A 16,629-nucleotide genomic window follows, 5' to 3' on the forward strand; every position below is an offset into this window, starting at 1 on the left:
CTCTGAATCGCTCACAATGTACAGTCAAAGGTCAAGTATACTCTTAACAAAACCGTCGGCTTGGCGGTCGATTCAGTAAATATTTTTGTTCAGGGTGTTCGAGTAACGAACCCGTAGTGAGGAGGAAGATTCGTGTCAATTACATCTTTGGAAGGAAAGCGTTTTGCGGAAATGGTCATTCAGGGTGCCAATAACCTGGCAGCCAACGCGAAGATGGTGGACGCTTTAAACGTATTTCCGGTTCCTGATGGTGATACTGGAACAAATATGAACTTATCCATGACTTCTGGAGCCAAGGAAGTTCAAAATAATGTACAAGAGCATATCGGAAAAGTGGCAGGTGCATTATCCAAAGGCCTGTTAATGGGAGCAAGGGGGAACTCAGGTGTTATTCTATCCCAATTGTTCAGAGGTTTTGGTAAAGCGATTGAAGGCAAAAATGCTTTAACCAGTAAAGAGTTTGCCGCAGCCATGCAAACAGGCGTCGAAACGGCTTATAAAGCTGTAATGAAGCCTGTTGAAGGTACGATTCTTACAGTGGCGAAAGATGCAGCGAAAAAAGCCGTCAGCTCAGCTGAAACGGAGAGTGACTTCGTTACGTTTATGGAAGAAGTGGTCAAAGAAGCGAGAGCATCTCTTAACAGAACACCGGATCTTTTGCCTGTGTTAAAAGAAGTTGGAGTAGTAGACAGCGGTGGTCAAGGGTTACTGCTTGTATACGAAGGATTCCTTGCAGAGTTAAAGGGAGAACAGGTTTCTGAATACGCTACGCTTCCTTCTATGGATGAAATGGTAAGCGCCGAACACCATAAGAGTGTTCAGGGCTTTATGAATACAGAAGATATCGAGTTCGGATATTGTACGGAATTCATGGTCCGTTTTGAAGAAGGCAAGGATGCTTTTTCTGAAGAAACATTCCGTAATGATCTAAGTGCATACGGTGATTCATTGCTGGTCATTAGTGATGAAGAGCTTGCGAAGGTACATATTCATTCTGAGCAGCCAGGTCAAGTCTTAAGCTATGGCCAGAAATATGGCAGCCTGATTAACATGAAGATTGAAAACATGCGTCAGCAGCACAGCACAATCATGAATGAAACTTCCCATCAGTTGAATTCGGAAAATGGGGAAGCTGAAAAACCTAAAGAAAAGAAAGAGTATGGCATTGTCACTGTTTCAATGGGTGAAGGAATTGCAGAGCTGTTCCGCAGCATCGGGGCGACCTATGTAATTGAAGGCGGCCAAACGATGAATCCTAGTACGGAAGATATCGTCAAAGCTGTAGAAGAAGTGAATGCAGAAAAGGTCATCATTTTGCCAAACAACAAAAATATCATCATGGCTGCAAACCAGGCAGCTGAAGTAATATCAGGTGATGTGGTCGTTGTACCGACCAAGACGGTGCCTCAGGGAATGGCTGCTTTGCTGGCATTCAACCCTTCTGTGAGTAACGAGGAGAACCAGAAGTCCATGACAGACGCTTCAAGTTATGTGAAAACAGGGCAAGTCACTTTCGCTGTCAGAGATACAAGCATAGACGGTCTCAGCATCCAAAAAGATGATTTCATGGGGATTTCTGAAGGTAAAATCGTCGTTACAGGTAAAGAACGCCTTGAAACGGCAAAGAATCTACTGAATGAAATGCTGGATGAAGAAGCTGAAATCCTGACGATCTTATTCGGTGAAGACGCATCTGAAGAAGATGTTAACGCACTTACTGAATTTGTTGAAGAGAAGTATGAAGATGTGGAAGTAGAGGTCTATAACGGCAAGCAGCCGCTCTATTCCTTCATTTTCTCAATTGAATAATTCCACCTGAAATAGAAGGGATTTCCCTTCTATTTCCTTTTGTATAGAAAGTTATTCTGCTTCGGCGGTTACAGATGTAAGTATTCAAAAGTCATGTTATTATAAGTGATAGACAGGTTTTAATATATATTAAAAATAACGATTATAAATGTACCGGGGGAAGGGGAGACGGCAATGAAATATAAAAGTGTCTTTGATATTATCGGGCCTATCATGATTGGTCCTTCAAGCTCTCATACTGCTGGAGCTGCCAGGATTGGACGGGTAGCAAGGAACCTTTTTGGGCGAGACCCTGAGTGGGCTGAGATTTCTTTCTATGGCTCTTTTGCCAAAACTTATAAAGGTCATGGCACCGATGTTGCGATAGTCGGCGGGCTGATGGATTATGATACATTCGATGAGAGAATAAAAGATTCGTTAAAGATAGCTAAGGGAAAAGGTATGAAGATCAGGTTTCGTGAAGAAGATGCAATCACGGATCATCCGAATACTGCGAGGATCCGCCTTGGTGATGATAAAAGTGAAATGGAACTTGTTGGGATTTCGATAGGCGGCGGTAAAATAGAAGTGACAGAACTAAATGGTTTTGAGCTGAAGCTAACAGGGCATCACCCGGCAATCTTAGTCGTTCACGAGGACCGCTTTGGAGCAATCGCAGCTGTTTCGCAAGTGCTTGCTAACCATGAAATCAACATCGGCCATATGGATGTATCCAGAAAAGAAGTTGGAAAAATGGCCCTTATGACTATAGAAATTGATCAAAATAATATCGATGATAAAGTGATAGATGAATTGAAAGCATTAGCAAATGTCACTCAAGTGACCATGATTGCTGATTAATCACTGAAAACGTGATAGCGCTTTCATATTTATCGGAAGGGGGCATTTAATATGTTTCGTAATGTAGCAGAATTGATAGAACTGGCAGAAAGCAGCAATAAGAAAATATCAGATATCATGATTGAACAGGAAATGGAATATAAAAATAAAACGTGGGAAGAAATCTTTTCTCAAATGGAAAGAAACCTTGTGGTCATGGAGGAAGCGGTTGAAAAAGGACTCAAGGGAGTAAGATCCCATTCAGGTTTGACTGGTGGCGATGCTGTTCTTCTTCAGAAATACATTGAAAAGGGCAATTACCTTTCGGGTCAATTTTTATTGGATGCCGTCAGTAAGGCAGTGGCTACGAATGAAGTGAATGCAGCAATGGGAACGATCTGTGCTACACCTACAGCGGGTTCGGCAGGGGTAGTACCAGGAACGTTGTTTGCAGTTAAGGAGAAGTTGAATCCAACGAGAGAAGAAATGGTCAGATTTTTGTTTGTTTCGGGTGCGTTTGGATTTGTGGTGGCAAATAATGCTTCTATTTCAGGTGCGGCCGGCGGATGCCAGGCAGAAGTTGGTTCAGCAGCTGGCATGGCCGCAGCAGCGATTGTTGAGATTGCTGGAGGAACGCCAAGCCAAAGTGCAGAAGCCATGGCCATTACATTGAAAAATATGCTTGGACTTGTTTGTGATCCAGTAGCGGGGCTTGTTGAAGTTCCATGTGTAAAAAGGAATGCTATGGGAGCAGCAAATGCAATGGTTGCCGCTGATATGGCGCTGGCCGGCATAACGAGCCGCATTCCATGTGATGAAGTAATCGATGCGATGTATAAAATCGGGCAGACGATGCCGGTTGCGTTAAGGGAGACAGCGCAGGGCGGACTGGCAGCCACGCCGACAGGACGGGAGCTCGAGGCTAAAATATTCGGAGTATCATTGACTAAAGGTGACTGATTTATTTCAAATACCTGTGACGGAAATTAAAGGGATCGGTGATGAAACAGCTTTGCAGCTCGCTTCAATGAATGTTCAATCAGTGGGCGAATTGATCGAATATGTTCCCTACCGGTATGAAGATTACCGTCTAAAAGATTTGGCGGAAGCAGAAAATGAAGAACGGGTAACGGTTGAAGGGAAAATTCATTCAGCCCCTTCCCTGATGTTCTATGGAAGAAAAAAATCTCGCCTGAATGTACGCCTGCTTGCGGGCAGTTATCTTATTCAGGCGACATTTTTTAATCAGCCCTATTTGAAGAAGAAGCTGAATCTTCAAGATACTATAACGGTTACCGGCAAGTGGGATAAGAATCGGCAGATCATCACAGTTCAGCAATACTCCCTCGGTCCTCATACAGCTAAAGGAGATTTTGAGCCTGTATACTCCCTGAAAGGTTCTATAAAAAATCAGTCACTAAGAAAATATATCAGAACGGCTTTTGAACACTATGGGAATGAGATTCATGAGCCTATTCCCGGGTCATTGCGGACAGAATATAAACTTCTCAATCGGAAGGAAGCTCTCTTTAACCTCCACTTCCCATCATCTCCTAATAGTCTAAAACATGCGAGACGAAGGATGGTGTACGAGGAGTTCCTGCTGTTCCAGCTGAAAATGCAGGCGCTCCGTAAATTTGAGCGCGAACACTCCAACGGAATTTCCCAAAACTATGATTTACAAAAGGTGAAAGAGTTTATAAACAGTCTGCCATTCCCGTTGACCGATGCGCAAAAAAGGGTTGTAAATGAAATTTCAGCAGATATGAAGTCGCCATATCGTATGAACAGGCTTTTGCAAGGGGATGTTGGTTCAGGTAAAACGGTGGTTGCTGCCATTGCATTGTTTTCCAGTATCACGGCCGGATATCAGGGTGCATTGATGGTCCCGACTGAAATCCTTGCAGAACAGCATGCAGAGTCACTCAGTGAACTTCTTGCTCCTGCTGGAATCAATACCGCCCTGTTGACAAGTTCAGTAAAAGGGAAACGACGAAAGCTGCTGCTTCAAAAGCTGGCAGATGGTGAGATTGATGTGCTGATAGGGACTCATGCCCTGATACAGGATGAAGTCAACTTCAAGAACCTCGGCATGGTCATCACAGATGAACAGCACCGTTTTGGAGTACAGCAGCGAAGAGTCCTGCGTGAAAAAGGCGAAAGTCCGGATGTCCTTTTCATGACGGCGACTCCAATACCGAGGACACTGGCGATAACTGTGTTTGGAGAGATGGATGTTTCCATTATTGATGAAATGCCAGCAGGCAGAAAAACAATAGAAACCTATTGGGCGAAACAGGATAAGCTTGAACGGGTTCTTGATTTCATGGAAAAAGAACTTTCTCAAGGCAGACAGGCATACGTTATTTGTCCATTGATTGAGGAGTCAGATAAGCTGGATGTACAGAATGCGATTGATGTTCATGCACAGCTTGAATTTTATTTTCAGGACAGATACAAGGTCGGCCTCATGCATGGCAGGCTTCATTCGGATGAAAAGGATGAAGTCATGAAAGCATTCAGCAGGAATGAAATACAGGTTCTTGTATCGACAACCGTGGTGGAAGTTGGGGTGAATGTCCCGAATGCAACCATGATGGTCATTTATGATGCCGAACGTTTTGGGCTTTCCCAACTTCATCAGTTAAGGGGGCGGGTAGGAAGAGGAAGCGAGCAATCCTATTGTATCCTGTTGGCCGATCCTAAAACAGATGTCGGGAAAGAGCGTATGCGCATCATGGCTGAAACAAATGACGGTTTTGAGTTAAGCGAGAAAGACCTTGAACTGAGGGGACCGGGTGACTTTTTCGGTAAAAAGCAAAGCGGACTTCCCGAATTTAAGGTAGCGGATATGATTCATGATTACAGAGCGCTTGAGGTCGCCAGGAACGATGCTCAAAGGTTGATTCAGAGTGATGAATTCTGGCATGCATCCGAGTATGAAGCCTTAAGGCGTTTTTTGGAACAATCAGGTGTTCTTCAAGGAGAAAAGTTAGACTAAAAATCAGATTGCAGGTGCTTGCAATCTGATTTTTTTAATTATATACTACTATTAGTACCTAGTACTAGTAGCGGATGGTGTTTACAATGAGACCAACAAAAAAGCAACGGCAAGCACAATTGTCGGATACAATAAAAGTAAATCCCTTTATTACGGATGAGGAACTCGCTGAAAGGTTCGGTGTCAGTGTCCAGACGATTCGCTTGGATCGTATGGAGCTCTCGATCCCTGAATTAAGGGAGAGAATCAAGAATGTTGCTGAAAAAACATTTGATGATGAAGTGAAATCCCTGCCTATTGATGAAGTTATAGGTGAAATCATAGATATCGACCTTGATCGTAACGCAATATCGATTTTTGATGTAAAAGGGGAACATGTTTTTAAGCGAAACAGGATTGCCCGGGGGCATCACTTATTTGCGCAGGCAAACTCCCTGGCTGTGGCAGTGATCAATGACGAGCTGGCTTTGACAGCCAAGTCCCAAATTCGTTTTACAAGACCTGTAAAAGAGGGTGAACGGGTCATAGCCAAAGCAAAGGTGACAGAAATACAAAAAGAACGTACGCTTGTGGAAGTTAATAGTTATGTCGGAGGTGACAAAGTTTTTGCCGGCGAATTTGAAATGTATCGTTCAAACGATGCTGAAAAGGATGATGAACAATGAAAATAGCCATTGATGCAATGGGCGGCGACAATGCTCCAAAGGAGATTGTGCTTGGTGCAAAGAGGGCTGTAAATGAATTTCAGGATGTTGAAATCATTTTATTTGGCGATGAGGATAAAATAAATCCAGTGCTTGGCCAGCATGAAAGAATCGAAGTCGTACATACAACGGAAGTAATACTTGGGACAGATGAGCCTGTCAGAGCGGTAAGGCGGAAAAAATCTGCTTCGATGGTGCTGATGGCTCAGGCAGTGGCTGATGGAGAGGCGGATGCTTGTATTTCAGCAGGAAATACCGGTGCGCTTATGACAGCAGGGTTATTTATTGTAGGAAGAATCAAAGGCATTGAAAGGCCAGCGCTTGCCCCGACTCTGCCGACTTTGGATGGAAAAGGGTTTTTGATGCTCGATCTTGGTGCGAACGTAGATGCCAAGCCTGAACATCTTTTACAATATGCTATTATGGGGAGCATTTATGCGGAGAAAGTAAGAGGCATTGATAACCCAAGAGTAGGACTGTTAAATATTGGGACGGAAGAAAAAAAGGGAAATGAACTGACAAAAGCGGCATTTTCCTTGCTGCAGGAAGCTCCGGTCAATTTTATCGGAAATGTTGAATCGAGGGATTTACTTGAAGGTGCAGCAGATGTTGTGGTAACAGATGGATTTACGGGGAATATGGTTCTTAAGACAATTGAAGGAACGGCCCTGTCAATTTTTTCAATGCTTAAAACCACACTGACATCATCTTTGAAGAATAAGATTGCTGCCGGACTTGTGAAGAATGATTTGAAGGAACTGAAAGATATGCTGGATTACACAGAATATGGCGGAGCGGGTTTGTTCGGTTTGAATGCGCCTGTGATTAAAGCCCATGGTTCTTCCAATGCCAATGCATTATTCAATGCAATCCGGCAGGCGAGACAGATGGTCAGCCACTCTGTGTCAAAAACGATAAGTGAAGCTGTAACTGAACAAGAGAATGAATGAGAGGGGAGCAGGGATAATATGGGTAAAATAGCATTTGTTTTTCCTGGTCAAGGATCACAGAAAGCCGGAATGGGGAAAGAACTGTCGGAAAAGTTCCCACAGGTTGAAGAGTATTTCAAGAAAGCGGATCAGCGGCTCGGATTCGATCTTTCAACGTTAATCTTTGAGGGGCCGCAGGATAAACTGACATTGACGGAAAATGCACAGCCTGCCTTGCTGACTACGAGCATTGCGTTTCTTCAAATGCTTGAATCGGAAGGCGTCAAACCCGATTATACGGCAGGGCACAGCCTGGGAGAATACTCTGCACTGGTTGCAGCAGGTGCAATCTCATTTGAAGATGGGGTATACGCTGTGCGTAAGCGAGGAGAATATATGGAAGAAGCGGTACCGGCTGGAGAAGGGACAATGGCGGCTGTTTTAGGAATGGGCCGCGATCAACTTTCTGAAATTACGGAGAGAATTTCCGCTGAAGGTAATCACGTTGGACTTGCTAACCTGAACTGTCCGGGACAAATCGTTATTTCCGGTTCTTTCCGCGGGGTAGAATTAGCTTCTGACCTAGCAAAAGAGGAGGGGGCAAAACGAGTGCTTCCTTTGCAAGTAAGCGGGCCTTTCCACTCTTCCATGATGAAGCCGGCTGCAGAAAACTTTTCTGGTGTACTGGATGAAATAGCGATCAGGGATGCAGAAGTGCCGGTCATCGCGAATGTAAATGCTGAACCAATGATAAGTGCTTCTGAAATTAAAGAACGTTTGATCCAGCAGCTCTACTCTCCTGTTCTTTGGGAAGACACAGTAGTTAAGCTTTTGGATGCCGGAGTAGATACATTTATCGAAATTGGTCCAGGGAAAGTTCTGTCGGGGTTGATAAAAAAAGTAAATCGCAGGGTGAATACTTTCTCTATAAGTGATGAAGAAAGCTTTAGAGACACAGTGGAGAAGCTGAAGGAGGCTGCACAATGAATCTTGAAGGAAAAACTGCACTAGTAACAGGTGCGTCACGTGGAATCGGAAGAGAGATAGCACTTGAGCTTGCACGCCAGGGTGCCAATGTAGCTGTTAATTATGCAGGAAGTGAAGCGAAAGCCAATGAAGTGACAGAAGAAATCAAGGCAATGGGGAGAGAAGCATTTGCCATTCAATGCAACGTCGCTGATGGAGAATCTGTCCAAGCCATGGTCAAGGAATCCATCTCCCGGTTTGGTTCTCTCGATATTCTTGTTAATAACGCTGGGATTACCAGGGACAACCTGTTGATGAGAATGAAGGAAAGTGAATGGGATGAAGTTATTGATACAAACTTAAAAGGTGTATTCCTCTGCACAAAGGCAGTCAGCCGCCAAATGATGAAACAGCGAAGCGGTAGAATCATTAACATTTCTTCCATTGTCGGGGTAAGCGGAAACCCTGGACAAGCAAATTACGTTGCGGCTAAGTCAGGTGTAATCGGATTGACAAAGACATCAGCAAGAGAGCTTGCTGCAAGAGGAATTACAGTAAATGCTGTCGCACCTGGCTTCATCTCGACTGACATGACCGACGAGCTGAGTGAAGAAGTCAAGACTGAAATGCTTAAAGGGATCCCTCTTAGTCGTTTTGGCGAAGCAAAAGATATCGCGAGAGTCGTCAGCTTCCTTGCTTCGGAAGACTCTTCCTACATGACAGGGCAAACCCTTCACGTTGACGGCGGAATGGTTATGTAATTGCTTTAAACAGGCTGTGAGAAAGATAATGGTTTATTCGTCTTTAGTAATAAGGCTGTTGCTTAGAATTTTATGATTGCAGCGGAAACCACTTTACTCTCTTTTAAACTGGCGTTTAGAGAATGAGTTCGCTAAAGCCTTAAGTTTTTTGTGTTAAGCGATAAAATATTTCGCTGAATATCCAGAAAGATTGAAGCGGAAGGTGCGTGACCTCCTGTGGGATTAGCGGGACGTCTAGTTTCAGCGCCCGAGGTTACGTACCCACTGGAACGTAACCCAGCCCCTCGGGGTCAAATAGCCCTGAGAGAATAAAAGGAAAGATCGCCTTTGTTTCTATGCCTATCGGGGCTGAACAGGGCGCCTCCACTTTTTAAGCAGGCGCAGCCGAGGAGGCCAATCCAGCTCCAGCGGCCGAGGGTCCGTACCCACTGGAACGGACTTAGCGGCTAGCAGATTTCGGGCTCTCTCCTTGCGATAAGTCATCATCGAATCGCTAATGCTCTTCGTGATTCCTTTATCTCATGCGTGAGCCCTAAAATCTCTGTACGTCGCTGAACGGCCGTTTCCGCTTTTTAATTCACTGCCCGTCCCGCGGAGTCTCGCACCTGGAGCGGAAATCCCTTAACCCTCTTAAAGAGAAAGAGCATTGGGATTAAAATGTCCGATTTTATTAATACAGTTTCATTACAAGAGCGAAAAATCAAGATACGGTTCTTGATTATTCATTAAAATCTACTATAATAACTTGAGGGGAGGTGACAAGAATGGCAGAAGTACTAGATCGCGTAACAAAAATTATCGTTGACCGCCTTGGAGTTGACGAGTCTCAAGTAACTCTTGAAGCTTCTTTCAAAGAAGACTTAGGGGCTGATTCACTAGATGTAGTAGAATTGGTTATGGAACTTGAAGATGAGTTCGATATGGAAATTTCTGATGATGATGCAGAAAAAATCGCAACAGTCGGTGACGCTGTGAACTACATAAATAACAAAGGCTAATCGATGTTTACATGGTGCTCCGCTTTATTGCGGAGCGCTGTTCCTTTTTAGAGGATGTTTTTGAAGAGTTATGGCACAGAATGTACTGGTTAGAGTTGAGCAGCGAAAAGCAGGCAGTGACTCATCTCGTACCGGTGTCTGCCTCTTCAAGAACAACCTCTTATTTTTATTCACAATACTAAAACGACAATAGTCCTTTTAAGAGACTGTAAACAAATTAAAACAAATTTTGCGATTTCGCTGGTTTTATCATAAACTTGAATAGCATGTAACAAAATACTGTAATCATAAAAAGCAAGGTGGAGGCCCAATGCGGAAACAAGTAAGAAACAGGGATAAACAATTAATGCAAGTCATTGATGAAAAATTCAAAGAGTTCCAAAGAAAACATAATATTAAATTCAATAACGAAAAGTTGCTTAGACAGGCTTTTACTCATTCATCATATGTGAATGAGCATCGGAAAAAACCTTATGAAGATAATGAACGTCTCGAATTTCTTGGTGATGCGGTACTGGAATTGACCGTTTCACAATTTCTCTATAAAAAGTACCCGACTATGAGTGAAGGAGAATTGACGAAACTGCGTGCGGCCATTGTTTGCGAACCGTCACTGGTCACTTTTGCAAATGAATTGAAATTCGGGGAACTTGTCCTTCTTGGAAAAGGGGAAGAACTGACAGGTGGTAGGGAGCGTCCTGCGCTATTGGCGGATGTGTTCGAGGCATTTATCGGTGCACTCTATTTAGATCAAGGACTTGAACCGGTCCTTTCAATCTTAGAGGAAAATGTCTATCCAAAGATCAATTCCGGTGCTTTTTCTCATGTGATGGATTTCAAAAGTCAACTGCAGGAGCTTGTTCAAAGGGACAGTGCTGGCACCATTGAGTATGGAATCCTTCAAGAGAAAGGACCGGCGCATAACCGTGAATTCGTCTCCCGGGTCTGTCTGAATGGGGAAGAGCTTGGTATCGGCACGGGGAGATCCAAAAAAGAAGCTGAGCAGCATGCTGCACAAATGGCATTAGAAAAACTTAAAAATAAGCTTGAAGAAAACTAAGGGGGAAGACTATGTTCCTCAAACAACTAGATGTCATAGGATTTAAATCGTTTGCAGAAAGAATTTCTGTTGATTTTGTCCCCGGCGTAACAGCGGTGGTCGGCCCTAACGGAAGCGGAAAAAGTAATATCATCGATGCCATCCGCTGGGTGCTTGGTGAACAATCAGCGAAATCCTTGCGAGGGGCCAAGATGGAAGATGTCATCTTCGCCGGAAGTGATTCGAGAAAACCATTGAACTTCGCTGAGGTGACACTGACATTGGACAATAATGACGGTGCCTTGCCGATAGAATACAGTGAAGTGAGTGTAACACGGAGAGTATTCAGGTCTGGGGACAGTGAGTATCTTTTGAACAAACAGCCTTGCCGGCTAAAAGATATTATAGAACTGTTTATGGATTCGGGTCTCGGTAAAGAAGCATTCTCCATCATCAGTCAGGGGAAAGTTGAAGAAATCCTGAACAGCAAACCAGAAGAGCGGCGCACCATCTTTGAAGATGCAGCAGGTGTCCTCAAGTATAAGAATAGAAAAAAGAAGGCAGAAGCCAAGCTTCATGAAACCCAGGAGAATCTCAACCGAGTGAATGATATCATTTCAGAACTCGAAGGCCAGGTAGAACCGCTTAAGATACAAGCATCCATGGCAAGGGACTATCTGGAGAAGAAAGATGAGCTTGAAAAAGTGGAGGTTGGCGTGACAGTCTGCGAAATTGAGGACCTCCACAAGCAGTGGCAGAATTTAAGTCACTCTTTCGAACAGCACGGGGAAGATGAACTGAGGTTATCCTCAGAAATTCAAAAAAGAGAAGCTCAGCTGGAAAAACTCAGGGACAATGCTTCGGCACTTGATGAGTCGATCACACAGCTGCAGGAGGTCCTTCTTTCTACCAGCGAGGAACTCGAGAAGCTTCAAGGAAGGAAGCAAGTTCTTCAGGAGCGGAAAAAGAACGCTTCAAACAATCGCGAACAGCTTGAAAATAATATAAAAGAAGCTGGAAGCAGGATTGAAAAGCTCCTCATTGAAAAGCAGGAAACAGAAAAAGAGTACGCTTCTATTAAAGAAGACACCGAAAACCTCAAGGGACTGTTGTCAGAAAAACAGAAGCGTTACGAGCATTTCAATGATGATATTGAAACGATGATTGAAACCCTTAAAGGTGACTACATTGAAAAACTGAATCGCCAGGCCGCTGCCAAAAATGAAATTCAGTATTTGCAAACCCAGCTCCAGCAGCAAACGGGTCGCAGCAGGCGGCTTGATGAAGATAATGAAAAATTCCTTGCCCAACGTGAGGAAATTCAACAAGCACAAAAAGTAACAGAAGCAAAGCTCCAAGAACTAAAAGAGTCTATAGATGCACAGGTTCTTGCGTACAGAAAAGAAAAAAACGATCTTGAGTCGATGAAGAGTAAGTATCAAAAGCTTGAAACGACTCTTTATCAAGCCTACCAATTCCTTCAGCAGGCGAAGTCGCGAAAAGAAATGCTGGCAGAAATGGAAGAGGACTATTCAGGATTCTTTCAGGGCGTCAAGGAAGTTTTGAAAGCAAGGAACAGTACCCTTAATGGAGTGGAAGGGGCAGTTGCCGAGCTGATCTCTGTTCCGAAACAGTATGAGAAAGCAATGGAAACGGCACTGGGTGCTGCCATGCAGCATGTTGTCGTCAGAAGCGAGTCTCACGGCAGGGAAGCCATTTCTTATCTGAAAAAAAATCAATATGGAAGAGCGACATTCCTTCCGATGAATGTCATTAAAGGAAAATCGATTCCTTCCTCACAGTTATCGATGTTGAGCAGTCATGAGGCATTTGTCGGGGTTGGTTCCGACCTCCTGGAATTTGACTCAAAATATCAATCCATCGTCAGCAACCTGCTTGGAAATGTCATCATCACTGCAGACCTTAAAGGTGCCAACGCTCTTGCGAAATTAGCAGGATACCGTTACCGCTTCGTCACTCTAGATGGAGACGTTGTCAATCCGGGCGGATCTATGTCCGGCGGTGCAACCAAACAGAACAAATCATCGCTTCTCAGCCGAAAAAGCGAATTAGAAGAGCTGACCGTAAAGCTTAAGCAAATGGAAGAGAAAACAGCTGGTCTTGAAGAACAAATCAGGCAGTATAAAAGTGATATTTCCTATACTGAAAAGAAGCTTGAAGATATGAGGCTGAAAGGTGAACAGTTAAGGTATGAGGAACAAGAACAAAAATCAAAACAGAGAGAACTTGAATTATCCCAAAAAAATATGGATGAGAGGCTTTCCCTTTATGACTTGGAAAAAGGGGAATATTCAGCCCAGAGATCTAATAATGAAACACGCATAAAGGAACTTCAAGAAGAACTCAATGCTATTTCTCAGGAACTCCTTACAATGGAGGACCGGATTGAGCGATTGACCGACCAGAAAAATAATGACAGGTCATCTAAAGAAGAAATTGTTGATGAAATCAGTGAGTTGAAGGCAAAACTCGCAGCACGTTACGAGCAGCTCAATGCAAGCAAAAGTGTCTTGTCCCGATTGAATGACGAGCTGCAACAGTCAGAAAAGAAGAAGAAGGACTTTGAAGAAGATCTTCATTGGCTGACAACCGAGATGGAAAATGACTTTTCTGGAGAAGAACAGCTTCAGGCGAATGCCGAGGCCAGGGCCCGGGAAAAACGCGAAACAGCCAACCTTATCAGCAGCCGGCGTGAGGAAAGAATGAAGGTACAAACCAAGGTCGAAGATGAAGAGCTTACCCTGAAAGAATTAAAAAGACAGCACAAGGGATTATTAGGGGCCTTGAAAGACGAAGAAGTGAAAATCAACCGTCTGGATGTGGAATTGGAAAATCGCCTTGCCCACCTAAGGGAAGAATATATGCTGACCTTCGAGGCGGCTAAAGAAGATTATCCGCTGACCATGGAAATTGGTGAAGCACGAAAGAAGGTAAAACTCATCAAAATGGCCCTCGAGGAGCTGGGAACAGTCAACTTGGGAGCAATTGATGAGTATGATCGGGTTTCTGAACGTTATCAATTTCTTCTTGAGCAGCAAGCAGACCTTCAAGAAGCGAAAGATACCCTGCATGAAGTGATCAAAGAAATGGACACTGAGATGGTAAAGCGGTTTGACTTTACATTCCATGCCATTAAAGCTGAATTCGAAGGTGTGTTCTCAGCATTGTTCGGCGGCGGAAGAGCCGAGTTGAAACTGACTGATCCAGACGATCTATTGAATACAGGAGTGGACATCGTCGCACAGCCTCCTGGTAAGAAACTGCAAAACCTCGGTCTGCTTTCTGGAGGAGAAAGAGCATTGACGGCTATCGCCCTCTTGTTTTCCATCCTGAAAGTCCGGCCGGTACCGTTCTGCATCCTTGATGAGGTCGAAGCGGCTCTGGATGAGGCCAATGTTCAAAGGTTCAGTAAGTATTTAAAGAAATTCAGCCAGGAAACCCAATTCATCGTCATCACTCATCGAAAAGGAACGATGGAAGAAGCGCATGTCTTATATGGGGTTACCATGCAGGAATCGGGTGTTTCCATGCTGGTTTCAGTAAGATTGGAAGATACAAAAGAATTTGTTGAAGTTAAATAAGGCAGGTGCTAGGAATGAGTTTTTTTAAGAAATTAAAAGAAAAATTTACATCCACTCCGGATTCTGTAACAAATAAATTTAAAGATGGTCTATCAAAAACTAGAGATAACTTTTCATCGAAAGTTAATGATCTTGTAGCTAGGTACCGTAAAGTGGACGAAGATTTCTTCGAAGAGCTGGAAGAGATCCTGATTGGTGCCGATGTGGGCTTTGATACAGTTATGGAACTGGTTGACCAACTCAAATTCGAAGCAAAACGCAGAAACATCCAGGAAACCAGTGAACTTCAAAGTGTCATCTCTGAAAAATTGGTTGAAATTTATGAAGGAGATGAAGGGGCTTCCAGTGAGCTGAATATCCAGGAAGACACGTTGACAGTTATCCTTTTTGTCGGCGTCAACGGTGTCGGAAAGACAACGACAATCGGAAAAATGGCACACATGTTCAAGGAGCAGGGCAAGAACGTTTTGCTGGCTGCTGGTGATACATTCCGTGCCGGGGCGATTGACCAGCTTGAAGTCTGGGGAGAGCGGACCGGAGTACCGGTCATCAAACACTCAGAAGGTTCTGACCCCGCGGCAGTCATCTATGATGCTGTCCAATCTGCCAAAGCAAAAAAAGCGGATATCCTTATTTGTGACACAGCGGGCCGCTTGCAAAATAAAGTTAACCTGATGAATGAACTCCAAAAGGTAAAAAGAGTCATTGAGCGGGAAATCCCTGGCGCCCCACATGAAGTGCTTCTTGTCCTTGATGCAACAACAGGCCAAAACGCCCTGCTTCAAGCGAAGACTTTCAAAGAAGCAACAGATGTGTCCGGTATCGTTCTCACGAAGCTTGACGGTACAGCCAAAGGTGGAATCGTAATCGGAATCAGGAATGAACTTCAGATTCCGGTCAAGTTTGTCGGCCTAGGTGAAAAAGTCGATGACCTGCAGCCATTCGATGCTGAAAAATATGTATACGGCTTATTCTCCAACCTCGTTGATAAAGAAGAGGTTGACGAAGAGTAACCCATTTGTAGACCGTGGTAAGTGCTTGCGCTTATTGCGGTTTTTTTTATGTGTTTGACGCAATTAATCCATATTGGACGCAAAAACTCTTAGTTAGACGCAATTAATTGGAATTAGACGCAATAACTTCTTAACTTGATGCAATTAATTAGAATTAGACGCAAATATTAATAACCAATCATTTTCTTTTATTTAGATGGTTAGCAAATCGACCTTATTTAAGGGTAAGATTGGGAAAATAAGAGGAAGTCGCATATTTTTTATGGTAAATAGAAAGATTGTTAGATTATATAAAAGGTTATGAAATCTACTGGAGGGTTCGAGAGACCAATACAGCACAAGCAACATGCTTAGGGTGTCTCATGAATCATCCATAAGACCAAAACAGCAGGGAAAGCAGGTTTAGGTGTCTCATGAAGCCTTCATAAGACCGAAACAGAAAAGAAAACGGAATTAGGGTAGGGTACCACCCCAAGACGCGTTCATTAGACTAATCAAAGTACACACTCACAATCAGTACGTCACTAAATGGGGTTTCTAAGTTTTTTATGACAAAGCATCATCAAATTGCTGTACTGTTCTTCGCGGTCCCCGCTCCCATGCCTCAGCACTCTAACACGTAAACCAATGACTGAACACCTCCACTTTTGACACTTGACATTCATAAAAAAACTCGGTATTATTCCAATGTAAAGGTTTTTCACTTAACACAAGGGGGAGAATGAAATGCTGGAGAAGACGACCCGTATGAACTATCTGTATGATTTCTATCAGTCGCTTTTAACTCCTAAGCAAAGCAGTTATATGTCCCTCTACTACTTGGACGACTTTTCTCTTGGCGAAATCGCCGAAGAATATGAGATTAGCCGTCAGGCAGTTTATGACAATATCAAGCGAACAGAAGCAATGCTTGAAGAATATGAAGAAAAGCTTTTATTATTTCAGAAGTTTCAAGAGCGCAGCAAGCTTTTGCGGGAAATCAAACAGT

At 43.6% G+C, this 16,629-nt stretch carries 13 protein-coding genes and 1 pseudogene; all 14 read left to right on the forward strand.

Going from position 1 to position 16,629, the window contains the following annotated elements:
- Nucleotides 1-6 precede the first annotated feature (6 nt).
- Nucleotides 7-117: pseudogene (locus tag BSG1_RS20965) on the forward strand (Asp23/Gls24 family envelope stress response protein); the annotation flags it as partial.
- Between the two features lie 15 nt (nt 118-132).
- Entirely contained in the window at nt 133-1,809 is a 1,677-nt protein-coding gene (locus tag BSG1_RS15890; protein WP_006838168.1) for a DAK2 domain-containing protein, read from the forward strand.
- Between the two features lie 174 nt (nt 1,810-1,983).
- Nucleotides 1,984-2,649, forward strand: coding sequence for an L-serine ammonia-lyase, iron-sulfur-dependent subunit beta (gene sdaAB / locus BSG1_RS15895; protein WP_006838169.1), 666 nt, complete (start codon nt 1,984-1,986; stop codon nt 2,647-2,649).
- Between the two features lie 51 nt (nt 2,650-2,700).
- Nucleotides 2,701-3,588 (forward strand): L-serine ammonia-lyase, iron-sulfur-dependent, subunit alpha, encoded by an 888-nt coding sequence (gene sdaAA / locus BSG1_RS15900; protein WP_006838170.1) that lies wholly within the window; start codon nt 2,701-2,703, stop codon nt 3,586-3,588.
- Nucleotides 3,581-5,629 (forward strand): ATP-dependent DNA helicase RecG, encoded by a 2,049-nt coding sequence (gene recG, locus BSG1_RS15905; RefSeq protein ID WP_006838171.1) that lies wholly within the window; start codon nt 3,581-3,583, stop codon nt 5,627-5,629. The genes sdaAA and recG overlap by 8 nt, the downstream gene beginning before the upstream one ends.
- Nucleotides 5,630-5,715: 86 nt before the next feature.
- Complete coding sequence (gene fapR, locus BSG1_RS15910) at nt 5,716-6,294, forward strand: transcription factor FapR (RefSeq protein WP_006838172.1); 579 nt, start codon at nt 5,716-5,718, stop codon at nt 6,292-6,294.
- On the forward strand, nt 6,291-7,283 hold the full coding sequence (gene plsX, locus BSG1_RS15915) for a phosphate acyltransferase PlsX (protein ID WP_006838173.1): 993 nt from the start codon (nt 6,291-6,293) through the stop codon (nt 7,281-7,283). The genes fapR and plsX overlap by 4 nt, the downstream gene beginning before the upstream one ends.
- Before the next feature lie 18 nt (nt 7,284-7,301).
- Nucleotides 7,302-8,249: an ACP S-malonyltransferase gene (gene fabD, locus BSG1_RS15920; RefSeq protein WP_006838174.1), complete on the forward strand. Its 948-nt coding sequence runs from the start codon at nt 7,302-7,304 to the stop codon at nt 8,247-8,249.
- Nucleotides 8,246-8,989, forward strand: a complete 744-nt coding sequence (gene fabG / locus BSG1_RS15925) for a 3-oxoacyl-[acyl-carrier-protein] reductase (protein WP_006838175.1) — start codon at nt 8,246-8,248, stop codon at nt 8,987-8,989. The genes fabD and fabG overlap by 4 nt, the downstream gene beginning before the upstream one ends.
- A gap of 764 nt (nt 8,990-9,753) precedes the next feature.
- A complete protein-coding gene (gene acpP / locus BSG1_RS15930; protein WP_006838176.1) occupies nt 9,754-9,987 on the forward strand; it encodes an acyl carrier protein in 234 nt (77 codons plus the stop codon).
- Between the two features lie 310 nt (nt 9,988-10,297).
- On the forward strand, nt 10,298-11,047 hold the full coding sequence (gene rnc, locus BSG1_RS15935) for a ribonuclease III (protein WP_006838177.1): 750 nt from the start codon (nt 10,298-10,300) through the stop codon (nt 11,045-11,047).
- Between the two features lie 11 nt (nt 11,048-11,058).
- Nucleotides 11,059-14,628 (forward strand): chromosome segregation protein SMC, encoded by a 3,570-nt coding sequence (gene smc, locus BSG1_RS15940; protein ID WP_006838178.1) that lies wholly within the window; start codon nt 11,059-11,061, stop codon nt 14,626-14,628.
- Between the two features lie 14 nt (nt 14,629-14,642).
- Entirely contained in the window at nt 14,643-15,641 is a 999-nt protein-coding gene (ftsY, locus tag BSG1_RS15945; RefSeq protein ID WP_006838179.1) for a signal recognition particle-docking protein FtsY, read from the forward strand.
- Nucleotides 15,642-16,367: 726 nt separating this feature from the next.
- Nucleotides 16,368-16,629: putative DNA-binding protein (locus BSG1_RS15950; RefSeq protein ID WP_006838180.1), on the forward strand; the 262-nt coding region annotated here is incomplete at its 3' end.

Source organism: Bacillus sp. SG-1, from assembly GCF_000181495.1.
Lineage (GTDB): Bacteria > Bacillota > Bacilli > Bacillales > Bacillaceae_B > Rossellomorea.